The organism is Lysinibacillus sp. ACHW1.5 (assembly GCF_022014815.1).
GTDB lineage: Bacteria > Bacillota > Bacilli > Bacillales_A > Planococcaceae > Lysinibacillus > Lysinibacillus capsici.
The window spans coordinates 3,818,385-3,837,677 of sequence record NZ_CP091777.1; the positions used below are offsets into that span (position 1 = coordinate 3,818,385).

Sequence of the window (19,293 nt, forward strand, 5' to 3'; positions counted from 1 at the left end):
AAAGGACGTGTTTTCGTGATTAATCTTGCAGAAGCTGTTAAACTAAAAAGTATTTTAGGAAAGAAAACTCAAGAGCTAGTAAACGAACTGCATCGCAGTGCCTTTGTAACAGTTGAAAAGGGACAAGCCCCTAAAACAAGTAATCGAGCACTCCCCCTTATTGAAGCTGACTTAGCCCAAGTTCGTCTAGATACTCGTACATTAGACCGCCTCGTTTACGAAGCAAACATCCAAAACACCGTAGACTTTAAAGGGCAAAAGCTAGCACTAGTAGAAGCCATCGAACTAGCAACACAACTCCGTGCCGAGGCTGATTTGTGTAAAGATTTCAGTATGCGAGAAAAAGAGAGTGTAAGATTTGGCTATGGCGAAAATACAATGTTATATGAAATCGCTTTGTATGAGCCAGATGAATATCGAGAACGGGCTACAAAGCTAGAAAAAGATGCACATAAACTATCTAATCTTATTAATTCAAAAAATTACAGTATTCAAATTAACTTTGACGATTCCCGTTATTTCTAAACTCGGGACGGTGAGACTCCAACCCGAGTTGGATGTGCTGTTTTCAAATCTAGCTTTTCAGCTAATTAGTTAAAAACCAATAACAAGTTACCTGTTACTGTATGACCGATGACTAATGACCAACTATAAGCAATGGCCATACTCAAAACAACTTGATTCCATTTGAAAACGCCATCCAAGGCTCTCCTACATTTATGTATGGAGAGCTTTTTTAGTAGTTCAAAGGGATAATTTGGATGACTAGTTTGCCCCTTTCAAGGACAAAATGGAAGTATCTATAGGAAAGGGGTCATACTATGACACAGCAAAATGATGCAACACATGAGCAAGATATGACAATGACCAACAGACAGGGACATCCAATTACCAACAATCAAAATTTGCGAACAGTCGGTAATCGAGGTCCTGCAACATTGGAAAATTATGATTTCCTAGAGAAGATGAGTCATTTTGACAGAGAGAGAGTTCCAGAACGAGTTGTGCATGCTCGTGGAGCTGGAGCACATGGGTATTTTGAGACCTATGGTGTTGTTGGCAATGAACCTATTTCTAAGTATACACGTGCAAAAGTCTTTCAGGATAAAGGGAAAAAAACACCTGTATTTGTGCGTTTTTCAACTGTTATACATGGTGGTCACTCCCCAGAAACATTACGTGATCCCCGCGGTTTTGCAGTAAAGTTTTATACAGAGGATGGCAATTGGGATTTAGTGGGCAATAATTTAAAGATCTTCTTTATTCGTGATGCGCTCAAATTTCCAGACATGATTCATGCTTTTAAGCCTGATCCCATTACTAATATTCAAAACGTTGAACGTTTTTTTGATTTTTGTGCTAGCTCACCAGAAACCTTCCATATGGTAACATTCGTTTACTCTCCTTGGGGGATTCCAGCAAATTATCGTATGATGCAGGGCTCTGGGGTTAATACGTACAAGTGGGTGAATAGTGAAGGCAAGGCAGTCCTTGTCAAATATCATTGGGAACCGCTACAAGGTATTAAAAATTTAACACAAAAAGAAGCAGAAGAAATCCAACAGAAAAATTTCAATCATGCTACACAAGATTTATATGATGCTATCGAACGTGGAGACTTCCCCGAATGGGAGCTACATGTTCAAATTATGGAGGATGGTTCACACCCTGAGCTTGATTTTGATCCATTGGATGATACAAAGCTTTGGCCAAACGATCAATTTCCGTGGTATCCAGTTGGCAAAATGGTGCTAAACAAAAACCCTGAAGACTATTTTGCTGAGGTGGAACAGGCTACTTTCGGGACAGGGGTGCTTGTTGATGGCTTAGACTTCTCTGATGATAAAATGTTGCAAGGTCGTACCTTCTCTTATTCTGATACACAACGCCATCGTGTAGGAGCCAACTACTTACAGCTTCCAATTAATGCACCAAAAAAACGTGTAGCGACCAATCAACATGGTGGGCAAATGATGTATAAGCGTGATTTGGCACCTGGACAAAATCCACATATTAACTATGAGCCATCCATGCTGAATGGGTTAAAGGAAGCAACACAAGCTGGTAAAGAATATACACCATACATTGAAGGAAACCTTGTTCTTGAATCGATTGATCGTCAAAGTAATACGAAACAGGCTGGTGAAACTTATCGTAACTTTGAACAGTGGGAACGCGATGAACTTCTTGAAAATTTAATCCGTGATCTATCGGTCTGTCATGAGGATATTCAAAATGCCATGATTGCTTTGGCACAAGAAGCCGACGAAGAATATGGTCGCTTACTCAAGGAAGGTTTGCACAACGCTAAAAAAGATTCCTCTGCATCAAAACCACTTGGCAATATCAAGGGTGACCAAGCACCTCAAGATGCCATGAATAAAGGACACGATGCTGAGCCTTATTAACGAAGCTAAAAAAGACATTACATTTTTTGTAATGTCTTTTACTTTATTGTTCATATGCTTTATACCAATGATAAGGTTGAATTTCCTTTAATGATTTAAATACCAATTCTCCATCTGCATTCGTAATCGCTGCCTTTACATTTTCTCCCCAATAGAAAAGTCTTTCCTGACAGACTCCACAGGGTGTCAGCACTACAAATTTAGATGTTTCATCTTCCCTAGCAACACAAATCGAATGTGTAACTTTTGTATTCAATTTATGTGCCTCTAAAATAGCACCTGTTTCCATACATAATTCAGTAGCAGCATTCATGACCTCGGGTGCGACACTTGTTAAAATTTGTCCATCCGCGGTATATAAGGCTGCAGCTCCTCCCCATCCAGAGGGATATCTTTTTTCTGCTAGTGCAACGGCAGCTTCATACAGTATTTTTTCAATAGCCATATTTCCTCTTCCTATCATACATGCACACCTGGTAATATTTTCAATACCTTTTCCTGTGCGTCTAAAATTGCTTCTGTTCCTAATGGAATCGCTATATTCGTTGTTTCATGTCCGAACTTAAAACCTGCCACAACTGGTATTCCTAAATCTGCAAAATACTCCTTCATTAACGAATGAAGAGCCGCTTCCTCAGATCCTGTCTGTGTAAACGAACCAATGACGACTCCTGCTAATTGCTCAAACTTCCTTGCTTGTTTTAAATGCTGAAGCATTGAATCAATAACTGGAATTGTTTCATTTACATCCTCTATTAATAAAATCCTGCCTTCAGTCCTCACTTCAAATTTGGTACCTAGTGTGCTGACAAGACGATAGAGATTTCCTCCAATCATTTCACCACGTGTGATGCCCCCAGCAATCGTTGTTAACGGAGAAATTGCCTCTGTATATTGAATTTCCATCGGGGAGAATAGCTGTAAAAACATTTTCTTTGATAAATCATCCATCTTATTAGCTGACATCAGCATTGGCCCATGAAATGTCACCATATTGGCATATTCATTAATCGCACAATGTAAATATGTAACATCAGAAAAGCCCCAGAAAATTTTAGGATTTTCTTCTATTAAAGCATAATCAATTTTATCAGCAATTCTGGCAGAGCCATAGCCACCCTTTATACAAAAGATTGCTTTCACTTCTGGGTTTTTTACCATCTCATGAAAATCAGCTAGTCTGATTTCATCACTTCCTGCCAAATATTCATGTTTTGCATGAATCGTATCACCCACAATATAGCGAAGACCCAACTCGTCCAAAAAAGCTACTGCTTCTCCTAGTTTTTCAGGCTCTACAAGACTTGAAAGTGCAACAACACCGACTAAATCTCCCTTTTGTAAACATGGTACGGTACTTTTCACAGTTATTCCTCCTCTTGTTTTCCTTATTTTAGCATAGCAAAACTTCAGGGGCATTGATTATTGCTATACTGACTGCCTATAATTAACTTTACTATTCAATTAATAAAGGGGTTAAAGCATCTTGAAAATTCCACCATATCTATTATTAGTACTCGCAACTCTTTTATGGGGTGGTAATTTTGTTATTGGACGTGCCGTTAGTGAAGATATCCCTCCCCTAACACTTGCCTTTTTACGCTGGTGCGTCGCATTTATTATCTTTTTTCCCATTGCATTTCACCAACTAAAACGTGAATGGCGGATACTGAAAAGACATTGGTTGATTGTCATCATTCTTTCATTAACAGGGGTTACAGCATTTAACACACTTGTTTACATTGGATTACATTACACAACGTCTATTAATGCATCTTTAATGAACTCTTCTACGCCCATAATGATTTACATACTTTCCTTTATTTTTTTGAAGGAAAAACTATCAAAATTTCAGTTAATAGGGACCGTTTTATCACTGAGTGGAGTTGCCTTTATTATAATGGGAGGCTCTTTTACAAGGATTGTCGATTTTACTTTCAATAAAGGGGATTTAATTGTAATCGCAGCAGTATTTTGTTGGAGCATATATTCATTGCTCATTAAACAATATGCAACTCGCTTACCAGGGCAGTCTACCTTTCTAGTGACGATTGGACTTGGGGCTATTGTGTTATTTCCGTTTTCTCTCTATGAAACATTGTCTAGTACAACAGCAATTCATTGGGAATGGTCAACCATTGGTGCTATTTTATATGTTGGTATTTTTGCCTCTATCATTGCTTTTCTCTGCTGGAACAGTGGTGTTATACAGCTTGGAGCGAACAAGGCAAGTATTTATTTAAATTTCATTCCTGTTTTTGCCTCCATTTTTGCTGTTCTTTTTCTACATGAAAGATTGCATTCTTTTCAGCTTATAGGTGGACTAGCCGTTGTAGCAGGGGTTATTTTATCAGGAAAAATAAATAAGCAAAGACTTCAATCCTAAGAAGCCTTTGCTTATTTTTGCTAATTCGTACCACCATAAATTATTGTAACATTAGGATGGTTTAATAATTGGCTTGCTGGGAATTCTTCTGTAATATGACCACTTTTCAATTTTTCAATCGCCGCGAGCTTTTTTTCACCAAAGGCAATGAGAACGATTTCCTTTGCCTTCATGATGGAGTGAATGCCCATTGTAATGGCATGTGTTGGTACTTCAGACGGATCATTAAAATAAATAGCATTTTCTGTTCTTGTTGACTCTGTTAGCTCCACAATATTCGTCTTGGCATCAAACGATGCGCCTGGTTCATTAAAAGCAATGTGTCCATTTACACCAATACCTAGAAGCTGTAAATCAATGCCTCCTGCTTCTTCAATGCGCTTATCATATGCAGCACATTCTTCAGCTAAATTGGCTGCCTGTCCATTTGGCAAATGGACATTTTTCGGCTGTATATCCACAAAATTAAATAAATTCTCATGCATAAATGTAAAGTAGCTTGCTGGACTTGATTGCTCAATGCCTACATACTCATCCAAATTAAAAGTTTGTACTTCCTTAAAAGATAAATGGCCAGCTTGGTGTCGTGCCACTAATTCTTTATACATGCCTACAGGTGATCCACCAGTTGCTAAACCTAAAACACTATCAGGTTTCTCTTGTATTCGTTTTGAGAAAATAGTAGCTGCCACTTCGCTCATTTCCTCATATGTATTCACTTCTATCCATTTCATGCTATATACGATACCTACCTTACCATTTATATTATTAACTAATATGTAAAACATTTCACTTTATAGTAGCTAATATATTAATCTTACTAGTTATTTAGCTATTTTTCTATCATTTCCTACTTCAGTTTATGCGTGTAATCTAAGACTATTTCGGTTATGTTATTAATAAGGAAGTGAGGCGATTTTATGAATGAGCAGATTCAGCACTATTTACAGTATATTCAATTTCAAGGAACGTTAGAGCCATCTATTCAGCTACTTGGACAACTTCAAACTAAACATCTATTAACCATTCCCTATGAAAATTTAGATGTTGCCTTGAACCGGGGTATCTCCTTCGCTATTCCTGATTTATTTCAAAAAATAATTATTGATAAACGTGGTGGCAATTGTTTTGAATTAAATATCTTATTCAGTTGGCTCTTACGAGAGCTTGGCTTTTCTGTTACCAATCGTTATGCCCAGTTTTGGCGCAACATAGCAGAAAATACCCCTCCTGAGGAAATTCCCATGCATCAATTATTGCTAGTGAATGTGAGGGGACAATACTATATCTCGGATGTAGGTGTCGGTGCATTAGCCCCCTGTAAACCAGTGCCACTAATTGCTGGCTATCAACACCGTGAAGGTAAAGAGTTATATAAAATAGATTATGATGAAGCGAATGGTTGGATGCTGTTGGAACAAGCTAAACATAGTTGGCGTTTGCTTTATAGTTTTCACGACGATGCCAATGATGCAAAATTTGCACCACGACTTTCCAAGCAAAAAAATAAAATTGCTATGATTCGAACCATTGGTGGCCGTCATACCATGATGAACAACGAATTTAGAATTTATGAAGGACAATCCTTAACTACCTATACAACAAACACTGAGAAGGAATGGCTGCAAGCTCTACAGCGTTTTTTTCATATCTCTGTACAACTATAAAGGAAAGCAAGTCCATCGGTGGCTTGCTTTCCTTTCACATTATTTCATTGTCCTATTGAGCAATTCAAACACAACTATGTCATTGTGTAGCTCTTTAACTAAACCTATATCATCTACAAAGTAATAAATTTTCACTACATCACTAAATTCTGACCTTTTCTCGACTATAACCACGCCCGTATATTGCACATCACCTGCTTGTACCGTACCATCTGTAGATTTTACAGTTACTCGTTCCCCTGCAGAAACCCCTGGATCATCTTCATGTAAAACAACACCTATTCTAAGTGGGAGTTCTATATATAAATCATAATGTGTGTTAGCTTCACTAGCAATGGCTTGTCCGTATGCACGATCATGACCATATAAAAGCTCATCAGAGATAGTTTGTCCTGTACTTACATTTTTGACTGTCCATACATCATTTTTACCGTCGTGTTGCTGATATTGATAGTTTAAAGTATAACGCTTATTGTCACTTAAAGAATAATAGGCATACGTATATTCAAATGCGGGGTCCCTTAGCAAGTTAGGTTTAGACAGAGTCATTGCTCTCGCTAAAAACGCTGAGAAATGGGCGCGTGTAACAGGATCATTAGGTTTAAACGAACCATTCTCATAGCCCCTTACCAAATGATTATGGGCCAGTGTTAAAATTTCTTTATAACCTGGCGTCTGCTTACTCACATCTGCAAAATAATAAGGATCTGAACCTTTTAATTGAAAGGCCCTATTTAGCACAATCGCCATTTCCCCCCTAGCTAGCGGTGCATCTGGATGAAATTTATGGGCAGTATCAAATATACCTTTATTTTGCACAGCCGCAATTTCTTTATAAAATTTATGAGTGGTTGTTACATCTTGATAGTTTGGATTTTGCATATGGATCGTGTTTAATCCTAAAGCACGTGTTAGCATTACAGCTACCTGTGCTTTCGTAATATAATCATTCGGCTTGAACAAGTTATTCGAATACCCTTTCGCAATATCCTGTTCTACTAAATAATGAATTTCCGTCGTTAATGTATCATCCGTTAGATCGATAAAGCTGGCTGCCTGCACTTCCTTCGGTAATATACCAATCGTTATCAGGATCAAACATACTAGCTTCAATATGTTCTTCACATTATCCCTCCTCCTTCGATTCTATACCCATAAAGACGTATCCATATGCTTAAAATGAGAAAAGCCTCTATTAAAAGAGACTTTATTCGTTATATTGAATTAATCCAATCCCTATTCCAGTCGGATCGACCAAATAAGCTAGATAGAAATCTTCGAACGTCATTTTGTCACGCAAAATAGTAGCACCGTTGTGTTTTGCCTGTGCAATGACTTCGTCAATTGCATCCACTTCAATTTGAATTCTTGTACCATGCGGAAAATCACTTGGTCCTTTACCAATGCCACCATTAATTCCAGCTTTGTCTTTATTCCCAGTCATAACTGCCCAATAATCCCACTTTGGAGTTGCTACCTCCCAGCCAAACACTTTACTATAAAAAGCTGCCGCTTTCTCCGGTTCCTGACTATTTAATTCAAAGCCAATCACTTTTCCCATACATATACCCCCTCATTTTTAGCATAACAAATAATTCAACAATAAATTGGAATTCCCTTCCTGAAGACTTTAGAAATTTGACAATATTCTAAATAAAAAATTATGTATTTAATTAGTTAGAAAATTATGTATAATTAAATTAGAACGATTGTTCAAATCATTAAAGGAGTACAACATTGAGTAAAAGACGCTATGACAGTGACAAGGCAAAGATTGAGATTATCAAACATGCCATCCAATTATTTTCTCAACATGGCTATAATCAGACATCTGTTGGTGATATTTCGAAAGCCTCTGGTTATAGTAAAGGACATATTTATTATCATTTCGAAAATAAAGAAAAGTTATTTGTGCTTTTGGCGCAGCAATCGATGAAAAATTGGCATAACAAATGGTTGCAACAAGAATCTTCATACACCACATCCACAGATAAATTGTATGGTATGGCCATGCATGTCCTCTATGAGTATCAAACACCCTTACTAAAGTCAGGTCAGGAACTGGCATCTAATCCCAAATCAAGTCCTGATTCAATACAACAGTTATACAATTTAGCTATTACGCCAATGAATGCTTATCGAGCAATTCTTCAAGAGGGCATCGACCAAAACGAATTTGTTCATGGAAATGTAGATACATGGACCGTCTTACTTGGCACATGGCTAGGTGGATTATGTCAGCTGACCAATACTCATAACTTGAAATCATTAGAACCACTCTTTCAACAGGCAATAACGATTTTCTTAAAAGAAATTAAAAAAGGTGGGGTTTAAATGAAAGTAGGTTTAATAGGTGATAGCTTAACAGAAGGTCGTCCAGGCGTTTCATTTTATGATCTCTTGAAACATCAATATCCCCATATTTCATTCGATAATCTTGGAAATCCAGGCGAGACGATTAAAAGTTTATTTACTCGCTTGGAAAAAATGCCGCTCCAATCTTCCTATGATCTTCTTATTCTTTGGATAGGCGTCAATGACGTCTATTCAAAATTATTAAAGGTGCAAGCACAGCCTGTGGCGAAGGATCACATTGAATTCGAAGAGTACTGCCTCAAGGTATTAGAGAAAGCACAAGACGCTTCCAAAAATGTTGTATTAGTATCTCCAGCATTAGTAGGAGAAGATCTTCAAAATCCCTCTAACAAAGAAATAACACAATTAACGTCTGTTATGGAGTCTATTTCAATGAAATCTGGCAATGTTTATTTTGTAAATATGCAAAATCTCTTTAAAGAGCATTTAGAACATTTGGAGTGCTCAGGCTTTATTAATACGAATGTAATAAGAGTCCTACTGGATGTTTTATTTTACAAAAGTCCTTTACGTATCGATAAATTATCTCAAAAAAGAGGGCTACATGTAACTTTAGATGGTGTTCATTTGAATAGTAAAGGTGCTGATTTAGTGGCACAGCAATATAGCTCTATCATTGAACTTTATAAAGTCGAAGGAGACAAAATCGGGAGGTCCTAAAGATGAGAAAGATTGCTGTTGTTACTGGCGGTGTTTCAGGGATAGGAAAGGCTATTTGCCAAGAATTAATCGCTCGACATATATTTGTCATTATTGCTGATATTCAAGATCATGAGGGTCGTGTGTTAGAAGCAGAGTTAAATAAGGATATCGCCCATGTAAAATTTGTACATTTAAATGTAACCGATTACAAAGATGTAGCTTCTGTCATTCATGATGTATTTGAAGAATTTCACCGTATAGATTACCTGTTTAATAATGCTGGTATCGCTATGTATGGGGAGATAGGTGAAATGACTATTGAGGATTGGAAGGAAATTATGGCCATTAATTTATGGGGTGTCATTTATGGGACTCAAATAGGCTACCCGCTTATGAAAAAACAAGGTTTTGGTCATATCGTCAATACCTCCTCTGCTGCAGGGTTAGGACCTTCTCCTTTTTCTACTGCATACGCTACTACCAAACATGCTGTTATAGGACTAACAACCTCTCTACACTATGAGGCTGAGGAATTCGGGATTAAGGTGAGTACTTTATGTCCAACGTTTGTGGATACACCCATTTTCGATAATGCAAAGGCGATTCATATGGATAAATCCATTATCACCAAACAATTAAAGCAGCAAAAAATGATCTCACCTCAGCGAATTGCAAAAATGGCTATAGAGGGTGTTCATCAAAATAAGCCTATCATTTGTCCAATGCCAATGCGCAAAACACTGGATGTTGTTTTTACTATTTTTCCTTTTTTACACAAAGCGTTAATGAGAATGGTTTGTAAAGTGAGTCGTAATGCACGTTTAACCTAATGTTTCACAAGGCTCCCTTCTAATGGGAGCCTTGCTTATTTTATAATACGACACCATCGCTCATTTTAATAATACGATCTGTATATGCCAACATTTCTTCGTCATGCGTCACTATTAATGTTGTTATATTTAAAGTTTTTGTTAATGTTCTTAATAACAACATAATCTCTTTAGAACGCTGTGAATCTAAACTAGCCGTTGGTTCATCAGCAAACAATACTTTCGGTTGATGAATAATAGCACGTGCAATTGCTACACGCTGCTTCTCTCCCCCTGACAAGGAGGAAGGATAGGCAGTTTTACGGTGTTCCATTCCAACTAACTTCAATAGCCGATTGACTTCATATTTCTGTTCATTCTTTTTTAAAGGAGATTCAGCCACATCTAGCATTAATAGCAATTGTTCCTCCACTGTCAAAAAGGGGACGAGATGTGCAAATTGAAAAACAAAGCCGAATTTACTTGCACGTAATTTTCGTACCTGGTCGGATTTCATCTTCGTAAGATCTTGCTCTTCAAATAACACTTGCCCATCTGTTGCTGGTTGTAGTCCTGCAGCGATCGTTAATAATGTACTTTTCCCAGAGCCAGAAGCACCTACCAATGCTGTAATCTCTCCTTCATTTAAAGAAAGATTGATGCCCTTTAAGATCTCTTCCTCAACTTCACCATTCTTGAACGTTTTTCGTACTTCATCAATTGTAAATAACGTCATGATTAAGCCTCCCCTTGCTGTATTGCTTGTAACGGTTCAATTTTTTTAATTTGCATTCCTGACAAGGTCGCACCAATAAAGCCTATGAGGAGGAATACAACGGATAACTGTGTTGTAGTGCCTATTGTTAAAGTGAATGGCATCCCCTTAGGAGCAATTATATTAAATAGCTGGCTAAGGCTGACAGATACTACAAGTGAAAAGATTGTAATAATAGCCATCTGTGTCCAGATCATTTTAAATAGCTTACTTGTTTTTAATCCAATCGCTTTTAAAATGCCATACAAGCCAATTTTTTGCACATTCATCATGTAGAAGAAAATAGCAAACAACATCCCACTAATCACAACTAAGAACCATATAATCATATTTAAAGATAATTGTTCCGCATTATAACTGGGGATAGTATTGAGAAACTCTTTATTGCTATATGCTTGCAATCCCTTAATATCTTTTGGCTCACTATTTGGTACGAAAATTAACTGTTTATCAGCTACTCGATACATCTCCTGGTAAGCCTCCTCACTAATATAAGCAACGGGAGCATGGCTATATTTTTTTTGTTTTACAAAACCTTTTACAATGAACTTTCCACTGTACTGATTATTCGTTAATATATCTCCTACTTGTATTCCTTTATCTTGTAGTGAGCTATCTAAAAGCACCTCGTCTTGATGCACATTGCTAAAAAGTGTAGATTCCGTTGATGTCACAAAGGCTACACTTTGTTGTTTATCATCCTGATCATTTAAAAAGCCCATCTGGATAGAAAAAGCTACTGCCTCTTTTTCTTTACTTATGACTTTCTGCTGCAGATCGCTATCGATTCTTGAAAGATTAAACGTGCCATCCGCATCCTCAGCCATATAAAATTGCCCCTTCGGTAAATCCTTAATTATAGCTGCATTATCCTGTGACAGACCATTTGCTAAACCCGAGATAATAAACGTTAAAAAACTAACTAGGAAGATAATGGAGCCCAAAATTAAAAACCGTACTTTATTCTTCTTCATTTCTTTCCAGGCAAGATTCATCACTAACCCCTCCATTTCTTTGATTACTCCTAGCTTAAAATTGTTAAATGAACAGAGCATGAACTAATCGTTAAAATGTAGAGATCTTATAAAAAGCCGCTCTATAAAGGCATTTTTATCCCATAGAGTGGCTTCTTTTTTGAATCTTATTTATCTTTACTTGCTAAAATCTTATTTTGTTATAGAACCTCGCCTTGAATGAATTGCTTTTTTTTGATTTCTAGTCACGGTCTTACTATTTTATACGAACTGTGAACTTCAATTGTTGTATGAATATAGTACCTATAATAGAAGACAAGTACACATTTATCTATTAGATAACGTTACCACGATCATCGTGATTACATATAATATAGCTGTTGTATAGACAACAATAAGACCCATTCAGTCTACCTCTTTTTTATCTATGTTTATATACATCCTATAATTTTTTACAATAAAAAAAGAATTCCTAATAAATCAAGGATTCTTCGTTGTAATTGATACCGGTGGTCAGGACAGGCAATGTAGTAAAATGCCTTATATATCAAGTTTTTCTACTTGGTGTGTGTAAAAATTGTGTAAAATGATTTGGCAATATAAATCTCAAAAGTACATACTTCACTTTCTTTTAAATTGACATGCCTCAAGCATAAGTTTTTTGGTGGATCCTAAGGTGGATCGAACCCTGACCTCATCGCGGTTAGGGGGGAGATGAGATTTTGTACGGTAGGAGACTAACTAAGGAAAGCCTTTTGAAACATGCCTTTTTTAAATTTATATTGCTACTGTCTAGTACTCAGCGGCATACAAAGAAAGAAAGCGTTACCAAGTTTGTGACCATTAAATTAAACTTACATTATAAATACATTAGAACTTGAATATTGAGAAGTCGTGGTGGGGTGGATGCTCTAAATATCAGATTCATCGACTAAAAATCCCTTGTCCTACTTGGGATTTTAGTCGATGAGCTCAATTATTTTGTAAAGCATTTGAGTATTTATATTAAATCAATTAATAGAAAGTTTAAACATGTCTGTTCATTTCCAACTATAAATAGTATTGATTTTGCTCTGCTTAAGCCTACATATATTAGTTCCCTTTTTTCATTAAATTCTAAATAATCCATTCCCCATAATCTCAGATTCTAACCCTTTAAATCTATTAATAGTAGTCATCGTTACAACGTTTTCCTTTAAGAGATCATTTTCAAGATATTGGATTCTTTGAGGAAGAGCATGCTCTTAAAGAGCGTCAAAATAAATTTTTAAGGATGTACCATTTTCAATTGTAAAATTTAGTACGTCCAGTTTAAACCGTTGTTTGTAATTTGTACATCGTTTAATAAAGGCATCAAGGCCATTATGTTCATATTGTATCACCCATATAAAGTTTGACTTCTTGTTTACACCAATGGTTTGCCCAATTTCTTTATAACTTTCATTACCATTCAAATAGCGTTGAACAGCTTGTAATTTTTCTTCAGCAGTAATTTTCGACAAAAAAACTGCACCTCCAATTGTTAGATTGTGTGTCTAACAATTGGGGAGCAGTTCATACTAGAGGTTGTTTTTAACCGTATTAAAATAAAAGGCTATTCGTAATATGTAGTAGAATAAGCTTATATTTTTACTAAACAATCGATAATCAAGTGGCGTGAAGCCATCTTTTTAATTTGCTTTATCAGTTATAAACACCATTAGCATATACATACATCGAGATTGTTCCACCACTGTTTGTTCCTGTTGAACCAGTATAAGATACTGTTGCATTAACGATTAGCATAGAAGTGTTATTCTTATCAACAGAAGTACCTGTTGCTTTCAAGTTAGAAGAAGATGGTTTATTGATTATCTTGGCTGAATGGCTTGTAGCCCCCACTATTTTCCCATCAGATATACATGTTGCATTAATGACTACAGAACCAAGGTTAGCGTTATTATAAAGGTCAGTCATTACAACTGTCTTGGTTGCATTTATCCCCGCTTGTGTTAATGTAGGAAGAACTCTAAATTCAATCCCGTCGATTTCGTAAACTTGCTCAGAATTGTCCGAAGCATCAATTTCGAGAAGAAAACCTTTTTCTGTGGGTTCTTCAGTTTCTGCTTCTTGTGCAAAAGCAGCTACTGGTGTTAATCATTGTCAACATACTCATCATCCATTTTTTCATTGTTAAATCCCTCTCTTTTTTCATATTTTCTTGTATAACTACTGAGATTCGAAGGTGGCATCACATCCCTTAAAGAAATTTTTCTATATGTGATAGTTCAGAAATGCTAAGTTTCTTAATAATATAAGAGAAGCCTACATCACTCAGTTATACAACACGATTTCTATGGTGTAGACTCCATATATCTTGGTGTAGTACCTATAGAATTCTGACTTGGGAAAGGCAGATGATCATTGTTCGTTACCCAACCACCAAAACGAAATGTGAATTCCACTCGTGCGTCTGTATTCTGTGTATCAATATCTCGCATATAGTCTTTCAATCTATTTTCTAGGTAATTCGGTGTGATAAAATCTGTATATGGTATAGACTTTAACTCATGAAAAGGCAACAAATAGGCTTCGATAAGGGTATTGAGCTCATCATATTCAACAGGTGCAAGTAGCTCATAGTCATATTCAATATGAATTACTGTTGTATATTTTTGTCCATTTTGTCTATGCACAATTTCAATCGGGTATTGGTATCTTGCTTCAGTTCCAATGACCCCCGCTGAAAACACATCACGATAGAGCTCTTTGTTTATAGTAGGCTCAGGTGGCACAGTTTTTCTATCACTCATATTCTTTGGGTAAATAATAAATTTGTCTGTTGCAAAGTAGCCTCTTGATGCACCATTTAAAATGGATTCTTTCATAAATGTTTCGTCTAAATAGCTCAACTGCTTACTGGAAATAGCAAATGCTGAACTGACAACCATTCCACCTGTTGTAAGTAAAATTAATAGTGCCATCACAACGATTCCTGATTTCTTCTTACTCATATCCATAATGGAGAGTATTCTCTTTTTTAAAATTTGTGTACTTCCTAGAAAATTTGTAGTAAAAACACCTTCTCCTCTTTTTAATTTCTCAGCATGTAGTATCGTCTGACTATACGTTTTTCTAAGTTGGATGTCAGTATTTTTAACTACTTCATCATCACAAGCGTGTTCACAAAGATTGTCCAGTTCTTTAGCGAAGAGATAGAACAATGGATTGAACCAATGAATACTACTAATCAGCAATACAAAAGCTTTATACCATAAATCCTTTCGTTTTAAATGAACTAACTCATGCTTCAATATCAAGTTTAGTTCTTCTTCTCGATAAGAATTATTAGGTAGCCAGATAGTATTTTTAGTAAATCCCACTAACATGGGGGAATGGATAAAGCTACATTCTTTCAATGCGATTTCCTTAGTGATATTCATTTCGCCTTTAACTTTTTCAAGCAAATAAAGGGTTTTCGGTTCAGTTATCGTTTGCCCCCATCTTTTCACCATGTACATAAATCGATAATGTTTTACAAGATGAACTGCCAAAAATACAACGATTCCTAAAATCCAAATTATCATCACCATCTGCCAAACAGAAAGTGCTGTCACTGTATCTACGGATGAGGACACAAGCGTTATCTGACTACTGTTACTTGGAACAGGTTCTTTAGATGGTATTTGCACCGATTCTGATAGATTGACAACTGGGGTCGATATATTGATTGTAAATGGTAAAATAAAGCCTACAAGGATAGCAAGCCAGCCATAATAAAGCCATCTAGCACTGTATCGTTTTAAAAGGAAAGGCGTTACAGCTATAAAAAGTAGTCCAATAAAGGACATAACTACTGATTTAAAGAATAAACCTACCATGATACTGTGCATATTAATCCCTCTTTTCTTCCACCCATTTAATTAATGAGGCTAAATCTTCATTAGAAATAGTATCGGATTTATAGAGTGTACCCACTAAATTCATAAAGGAGTTTTTATGATAGAGCTTCATAAAATGCTCTGTTTCAAAACTTAGATATGCACCTTTTTCTACTATAGGGTAATAAAATCTCTCCTTACCTTTTTTCTCACTATGAAGAAATCCACGTTCAGTTAATCTTTGCATAAGGGATACTACGGTTTGGATTTTCCAACCTTTCTCATTTCCTATTTCGTGCATTATTATACCTGTAGTAATTGGAGGATTACTTTCCCAAACTATCTTCATAATCTCAAATTCTGCTTCAGGCAATTTTTTCATATTCACTCACCCCTTTTTCATTTAAGTCAATTGTCTTAAACGTATAATATATCTTTTTTAAAACATTGTCAAATTATGCTATATATGGATATATAATATTCCGATGTCAAAAGTTATCCCAACATCCATTGCATTTTTGGTTCAAGTCGCAAAAATTCCCTATTAAACGATCAATTCTATGTAGCTATGGAAAAAGAATTATGGGCAGGTATTACATAAAAAAGCAAAAGCAATAGAATTAAAAACAAACCTTTTGACCTATAAAAATATTAATATTTTGAAAGTATGATACTTATAATTGAAGGCGGGTGGAGAATCACTTAAAAAAGTTAATTATGTTTTAGAAAAAGTCTTCGAAAATATAAATAGAAAGTATAGTATATTCTAATTAGGATGAGAGAATATCGAAATTACTATATTTCAGAATTATCCGGTTAATTCACTAAATATAATCGAATATGTTAACAAGGGAAAAACCCAAGCAACAGATATTCCAATGGATATTTCATCACTTTGAATAACTACTGCCTGAGTCTTTGCGTTGGTTAGAATATTATTTGCTGTTACTAGGTTTAATATCGGGACTACGATTTGAAGCATTGGTCGGACTTATATTTAGTGATTATAATTTCGATAATAAGGAAATAACTGTAGATAAAACATGGGGATATAATAACAGAATGCCTATAGGATTTGGACCATTAAAAAATAAAACATCTAAAAGGAAAGTTAAATTAGAGAATATAACTAATGAAAATAATTTAGTATTTTATAATGAAAAATCAAAGTATAAAGTAATTGCTAATGAAAGAGCAAATGATATTTTAAGGGAAGTTTTACTCGAATTAAATATTCATCCATTGATTACTATGTACGGTCTAAGACATACTCACAGTAATATTTTAGTTTATTCTCTTCTTTATATTTAATATACCTTTCAAATGTAAGAAAATAATTGTTTATGAATATGGAAATTCATTCTTTTTCAATAGCTGGTCTTTTAGAGTATTAGTCATTTTATCTTCTCCATTATAGAACTCTCTATTGATAATACCGTTAAAAGACCCTACATAGTCCTTTGCCAGAACTTTCGTTAAATATTATCAAATAATCATTAAACTCCATCTCCATCTCCCTTTAGAACATATATTTAAAAGAATTCTACAACCTTTCATTAAACCCTTATTGGATAACAGCTTGTGTAAAAACTTGTGTAAAATAAATCTGATTATGTGTAAAATTTGTGTAAAACAAAATCATTTCTTATCGTTTTATATCGTATTCTCAGGAAATGTAAAAAGCTCATAAACCTGTCATATCAAGGTTTATGAGCTCTCTTAATTTTTTAATCGTAACGTATATTAAACTAAAGATACCGGTGGTCGGGGTCGAACCGACACTCCAAAGGAACACGATTTTGAGTCGTGCGCGTCTGCCAATTCCGCCACACCGGCATAATGGAGATAAAAAAAATCGGATAAACCGATTAACAGTTGAAATATGGAGGCGGCAACCGGATTTGAACCGGTGATAAGGGTGTTGCAGACCCGTGCCTTACCACTTGGCTATGCCGCCGTCATACTTGGAGCGGAAGACGAGGTTCGAACTCGCGACCCCCACCTTGGCAAGGTGGTGTTCTACCACTGAACTACTTCCGCAAAAATGGCTGGGGTACTAGGATTCGAACCTAGGCATGACGGAATCAAAATCCGTTGCCTTACCGCTTGGCTATACCCCAACAATGGGGCGACTGATGGGAATCGAACCCACGAATGCCGGAACCACAATCCGGTGCGTTAACCACTTCGCCACAATCGCCATTGTATTATGATGTTTATTAATTTTATATGAGATGGGGCGACTGATGGGAATCGAACCCACGAATGCCGGAACCACAATCCGGTGCGTTAACCACTTCGCCACAATCGCCATAAAATTAATTGGCAGGGGCAGTAGGAATCGAACCCACACCAAAGGTTTTGGAGACCTCTATTCTACCGTTGAACTATGCCCCTAAAAAAATAAAACTGGTGGAGGGGGACGGATTCGAACCGCCGAACCCTAAGGAGCGGATTTACAGTCCGCCGCGTTTAGCCACTTCGCTACCCCTCCGGGAAAATCTGGTGCCGGCTATAGGAATCGAACCCACGACCTACTGATTACAAGTCAGTTGCTCTACCTGCTGAGCTAAACCGGCAAAAAAACAGGATGGGTCAGGACGGAATCGAACCGCCGACACTTAGAGCTTCAATCTAATGCTCTACCAACTGAGCTACTGACCCATATTTTAAAATAAATGGCGGTCCCGACCGGGATCGAACCGGCGATCTCCTGCGTGACAGGCAGGCATGTTAACCGCTACACCACGGGACCATTTGGTTGCGGGGGCTGGATTTGAACCAACGACCTTCGGGTTATGAGCCCGACGAGCTACCACTGCTCCACCCCGCGATAATACTATAATGTTGTAAAAATAATGGTGGAGGATGACGGGCTCGAACCGCCGACCCTCTGCTTGTAAGGCAGATGCTCTCCCAGCTGAGCTAATCCTCCATCTGGGTATTGAAATGGTGACCCCTACGGGATTCGAACCCGTGTTACCGCCGTGAAAGGGCGGTGTCTTAACCACTTGACCAAGGGGCCATCGTTTGGAACACATCAAAGTGCTGGCGGAGAGTAAGGGATTTGAACCCTTGAGACAGTGTTAACCGCCTACACGATTTCCAATCGTGCTCCTTCGGCCACTCGGACAACTCTCCAAGAATGGCTCCGAAGGCAGGACTCGAACCTGCGACAACCTGATTAACAGTCAGGTGCTACTACCAACTGAGCTACTTCGGAATAATTTTAGTATATAGCCTAGCGACGTCCTACTCTCACAGGGGGAAGCCCCCAACTACCATCGGCGCTAAAGAGCTTAACTTCCGTGTTCGGTATGGGAACGGGTGTGACCTCTTTGCCATCATCACTAGACTATTATCGACCTTCCATACACGGATTATTGGTGTATCTAG

Annotated in this window: 18 protein-coding genes, 16 tRNA genes, 1 rRNA gene and 1 pseudogene; 8 read left to right on the top strand and 28 right to left on the bottom strand. The window is 36.9% G+C overall.

Going from position 1 to position 19,293, the window contains the following annotated elements; genetic code table 11:
• The first annotated feature begins 15 nt into the window (after nucleotides 1-15).
• Nucleotides 16-525 carry a hypothetical protein gene (locus tag L6W14_RS19180; RefSeq protein ID WP_004230848.1) on the top strand — a complete coding sequence of 170 codons (510 nt, stop codon included), beginning with the start codon at nucleotides 16-18 and terminating at the stop codon, nucleotides 523-525.
• A 296-nt stretch (nucleotides 526-821) separates the two neighbouring features.
• Nucleotides 822-2,408 carry a catalase gene (locus L6W14_RS19185; protein WP_237898705.1) on the top strand — a complete coding sequence of 529 codons (1,587 nt, stop codon included), beginning with the start codon at nucleotides 822-824 and terminating at the stop codon, nucleotides 2,406-2,408.
• Between the two features lie 43 nt (nucleotides 2,409-2,451).
• Here the strand turns inward: L6W14_RS19185 and L6W14_RS19190 are convergent, their stop codons facing one another.
• Entirely contained in the window at nucleotides 2,452-2,853 is a 402-nt protein-coding gene (locus tag L6W14_RS19190; RefSeq protein ID WP_131521236.1) for a cytidine deaminase, read from the bottom strand.
• Between the two features lie 14 nt (nucleotides 2,854-2,867).
• Nucleotides 2,868-3,773 carry a S66 peptidase family protein gene (locus tag L6W14_RS19195; RefSeq protein WP_131521070.1) on the bottom strand — a complete coding sequence of 302 codons (906 nt, stop codon included), beginning with the start codon at nucleotides 3,771-3,773 and terminating at the stop codon, nucleotides 2,868-2,870.
• Nucleotides 3,774-3,894: 121 nt separating this feature from the next.
• On the opposite strand from L6W14_RS19195, the gene L6W14_RS19200 reads away from it, so the two are divergent.
• Nucleotides 3,895-4,794, top strand: a complete 900-nt coding sequence (locus L6W14_RS19200) for a DMT family transporter (RefSeq protein ID WP_131521069.1) — start codon at nucleotides 3,895-3,897, stop codon at nucleotides 4,792-4,794.
• 20 nt (nucleotides 4,795-4,814) lie between these two features.
• Here L6W14_RS19200 and nagB read toward each other — a convergent pair whose 3' ends face one another.
• Complete coding sequence (gene nagB, locus L6W14_RS19205) at nucleotides 4,815-5,528, bottom strand: glucosamine-6-phosphate deaminase (protein WP_131521068.1); 714 nt, start codon at nucleotides 5,526-5,528, stop codon at nucleotides 4,815-4,817.
• 186 nt (nucleotides 5,529-5,714) lie between these two features.
• On the opposite strand from nagB, the gene L6W14_RS19210 reads away from it, so the two are divergent.
• Nucleotides 5,715-6,461 (top strand): arylamine N-acetyltransferase family protein, encoded by a 747-nt coding sequence (locus L6W14_RS19210; protein ID WP_131521067.1) that lies wholly within the window; start codon nucleotides 5,715-5,717, stop codon nucleotides 6,459-6,461.
• Between the two features lie 39 nt (nucleotides 6,462-6,500).
• Here L6W14_RS19210 and L6W14_RS19215 read toward each other — a convergent pair whose 3' ends face one another.
• Both L6W14_RS19215 and L6W14_RS19220 read right to left on the bottom strand, forming a co-directional pair.
• Complete coding sequence (locus L6W14_RS19215) at nucleotides 6,501-7,586, bottom strand: S-layer homology domain-containing protein (protein WP_237898707.1); 1,086 nt, start codon at nucleotides 7,584-7,586, stop codon at nucleotides 6,501-6,503.
• A gap of 82 nt (nucleotides 7,587-7,668) precedes the next feature.
• Nucleotides 7,669-8,022 carry a VOC family protein gene (locus L6W14_RS19220; RefSeq protein WP_131521065.1) on the bottom strand — a complete coding sequence of 118 codons (354 nt, stop codon included), beginning with the start codon at nucleotides 8,020-8,022 and terminating at the stop codon, nucleotides 7,669-7,671.
• Between the two features lie 176 nt (nucleotides 8,023-8,198).
• On the opposite strand from L6W14_RS19220, the gene L6W14_RS19225 reads away from it, so the two are divergent.
• Genes L6W14_RS19225 through L6W14_RS19235 form a run of 3 tightly spaced genes read left to right on the top strand, consistent with a single transcriptional unit; the run spans nucleotide 8,199 to nucleotide 10,309 of the window.
• Nucleotides 8,199-8,795 (top strand): TetR/AcrR family transcriptional regulator, encoded by a 597-nt coding sequence (locus tag L6W14_RS19225; protein WP_131521064.1) that lies wholly within the window; start codon nucleotides 8,199-8,201, stop codon nucleotides 8,793-8,795.
• Nucleotides 8,796-9,497: an SGNH/GDSL hydrolase family protein gene (locus L6W14_RS19230; RefSeq protein ID WP_131521063.1), complete on the top strand. Its 702-nt coding sequence runs from the start codon at nucleotides 8,796-8,798 to the stop codon at nucleotides 9,495-9,497.
• A gap of 2 nt (nucleotides 9,498-9,499) precedes the next feature.
• The gene (locus L6W14_RS19235; protein ID WP_237898708.1) at nucleotides 9,500-10,309 is read left to right on the top strand and encodes an SDR family NAD(P)-dependent oxidoreductase; all 810 of its coding nucleotides are present in this window, start codon (nucleotides 9,500-9,502) and stop codon (nucleotides 10,307-10,309) included.
• A 40-nt stretch (nucleotides 10,310-10,349) separates the two neighbouring features.
• On the opposite strand, the gene L6W14_RS19240 is transcribed toward L6W14_RS19235, so the two are convergent.
• From L6W14_RS19240 to L6W14_RS19265, 6 genes and pseudogenes are all read right to left on the bottom strand, one after another.
• Nucleotides 10,350-11,024 carry an ABC transporter ATP-binding protein gene (locus tag L6W14_RS19240; protein ID WP_237898709.1) on the bottom strand — a complete coding sequence of 225 codons (675 nt, stop codon included), beginning with the start codon at nucleotides 11,022-11,024 and terminating at the stop codon, nucleotides 10,350-10,352.
• 2 nt (nucleotides 11,025-11,026) lie between these two features.
• Nucleotides 11,027-12,058, bottom strand: coding sequence for an ABC transporter permease (locus L6W14_RS19245; protein ID WP_237898710.1), 1,032 nt, complete (start codon nucleotides 12,056-12,058; stop codon nucleotides 11,027-11,029).
• A gap of 1,247 nt (nucleotides 12,059-13,305) precedes the next feature.
• A pseudogene (locus tag L6W14_RS19250) lies at nucleotides 13,306-13,539 on the bottom strand (transposase); the annotation flags it as partial.
• Between the two features lie 181 nt (nucleotides 13,540-13,720).
• Nucleotides 13,721-13,993, bottom strand: coding sequence for a hypothetical protein (locus tag L6W14_RS19255; RefSeq protein WP_237898711.1), 273 nt, complete (start codon nucleotides 13,991-13,993; stop codon nucleotides 13,721-13,723).
• 377 nt (nucleotides 13,994-14,370) lie between these two features.
• On the bottom strand, nucleotides 14,371-15,909 hold the full coding sequence (locus L6W14_RS19260; protein WP_237898712.1) for a M56 family metallopeptidase: 1,539 nt from the start codon (nucleotides 15,907-15,909) through the stop codon (nucleotides 14,371-14,373).
• Nucleotide 15,910: 1 nt separating this feature from the next.
• The gene (locus L6W14_RS19265; RefSeq protein WP_237898713.1) at nucleotides 15,911-16,279 is read right to left on the bottom strand and encodes a BlaI/MecI/CopY family transcriptional regulator; all 369 of its coding nucleotides are present in this window, start codon (nucleotides 16,277-16,279) and stop codon (nucleotides 15,911-15,913) included.
• 536 nt (nucleotides 16,280-16,815) lie between these two features.
• Here L6W14_RS19265 and L6W14_RS19270 point away from each other — a divergent pair.
• The gene (locus L6W14_RS19270) at nucleotides 16,816-17,208 is read left to right on the top strand and encodes a tyrosine-type recombinase/integrase (RefSeq protein WP_237898715.1); all 393 of its coding nucleotides are present in this window, start codon (nucleotides 16,816-16,818) and stop codon (nucleotides 17,206-17,208) included.
• 444 nt (nucleotides 17,209-17,652) lie between these two features.
• On the opposite strand, the gene L6W14_RS19275 is transcribed toward L6W14_RS19270, so the two are convergent.
• The 17 genes from L6W14_RS19275 to rrf all read right to left on the bottom strand — a co-directional run bounded on the left by L6W14_RS19275 (nucleotide 17,653) and on the right by rrf (nucleotide 19,252).
• A tRNA-Leu gene (locus L6W14_RS19275) sits at nucleotides 17,653-17,733 on the bottom strand.
• A 47-nt stretch (nucleotides 17,734-17,780) separates the two neighbouring features.
• Nucleotides 17,781-17,854, bottom strand: a tRNA-Cys gene (locus L6W14_RS19280).
• Between the two features lie 8 nt (nucleotides 17,855-17,862).
• Nucleotides 17,863-17,937: transfer RNA gene (locus L6W14_RS19285), tRNA-Gly, on the bottom strand.
• Between the two features lie 5 nt (nucleotides 17,938-17,942).
• Nucleotides 17,943-18,017 (bottom strand) — tRNA-Gln (locus tag L6W14_RS19290).
• A gap of 4 nt (nucleotides 18,018-18,021) precedes the next feature.
• Nucleotides 18,022-18,097 (bottom strand) — tRNA-His (locus L6W14_RS19295).
• A 35-nt stretch (nucleotides 18,098-18,132) separates the two neighbouring features.
• Nucleotides 18,133-18,208 (bottom strand) — tRNA-His (locus tag L6W14_RS19300).
• A gap of 12 nt (nucleotides 18,209-18,220) precedes the next feature.
• Nucleotides 18,221-18,294 (bottom strand) — tRNA-Trp (locus L6W14_RS19305).
• A gap of 13 nt (nucleotides 18,295-18,307) precedes the next feature.
• Nucleotides 18,308-18,391, bottom strand: a tRNA-Tyr gene (locus L6W14_RS19310).
• A 9-nt stretch (nucleotides 18,392-18,400) separates the two neighbouring features.
• Nucleotides 18,401-18,476 (bottom strand) — tRNA-Thr (locus tag L6W14_RS19315).
• Nucleotides 18,477-18,488: 12 nt separating this feature from the next.
• Nucleotides 18,489-18,561 (bottom strand) — tRNA-Phe (locus tag L6W14_RS19320).
• Nucleotides 18,562-18,576: 15 nt separating this feature from the next.
• Nucleotides 18,577-18,652, bottom strand: a tRNA-Asp gene (locus L6W14_RS19325).
• A 3-nt stretch (nucleotides 18,653-18,655) separates the two neighbouring features.
• Nucleotides 18,656-18,730: transfer RNA gene (locus tag L6W14_RS19330), tRNA-Met, on the bottom strand.
• A gap of 26 nt (nucleotides 18,731-18,756) precedes the next feature.
• A tRNA-Val gene (locus L6W14_RS19335) sits at nucleotides 18,757-18,832 on the bottom strand.
• Nucleotides 18,833-18,847: 15 nt separating this feature from the next.
• Nucleotides 18,848-18,922: transfer RNA gene (locus L6W14_RS19340), tRNA-Glu, on the bottom strand.
• Between the two features lie 24 nt (nucleotides 18,923-18,946).
• Nucleotides 18,947-19,038, bottom strand: a tRNA-Ser gene (locus tag L6W14_RS19345).
• Between the two features lie 5 nt (nucleotides 19,039-19,043).
• Nucleotides 19,044-19,120: transfer RNA gene (locus tag L6W14_RS19350), tRNA-Asn, on the bottom strand.
• 16 nt (nucleotides 19,121-19,136) lie between these two features.
• Nucleotides 19,137-19,252: ribosomal RNA gene (gene rrf / locus L6W14_RS19355) — 5S ribosomal RNA — on the bottom strand.
• Nucleotides 19,253-19,293 lie beyond the last annotated feature (41 nt).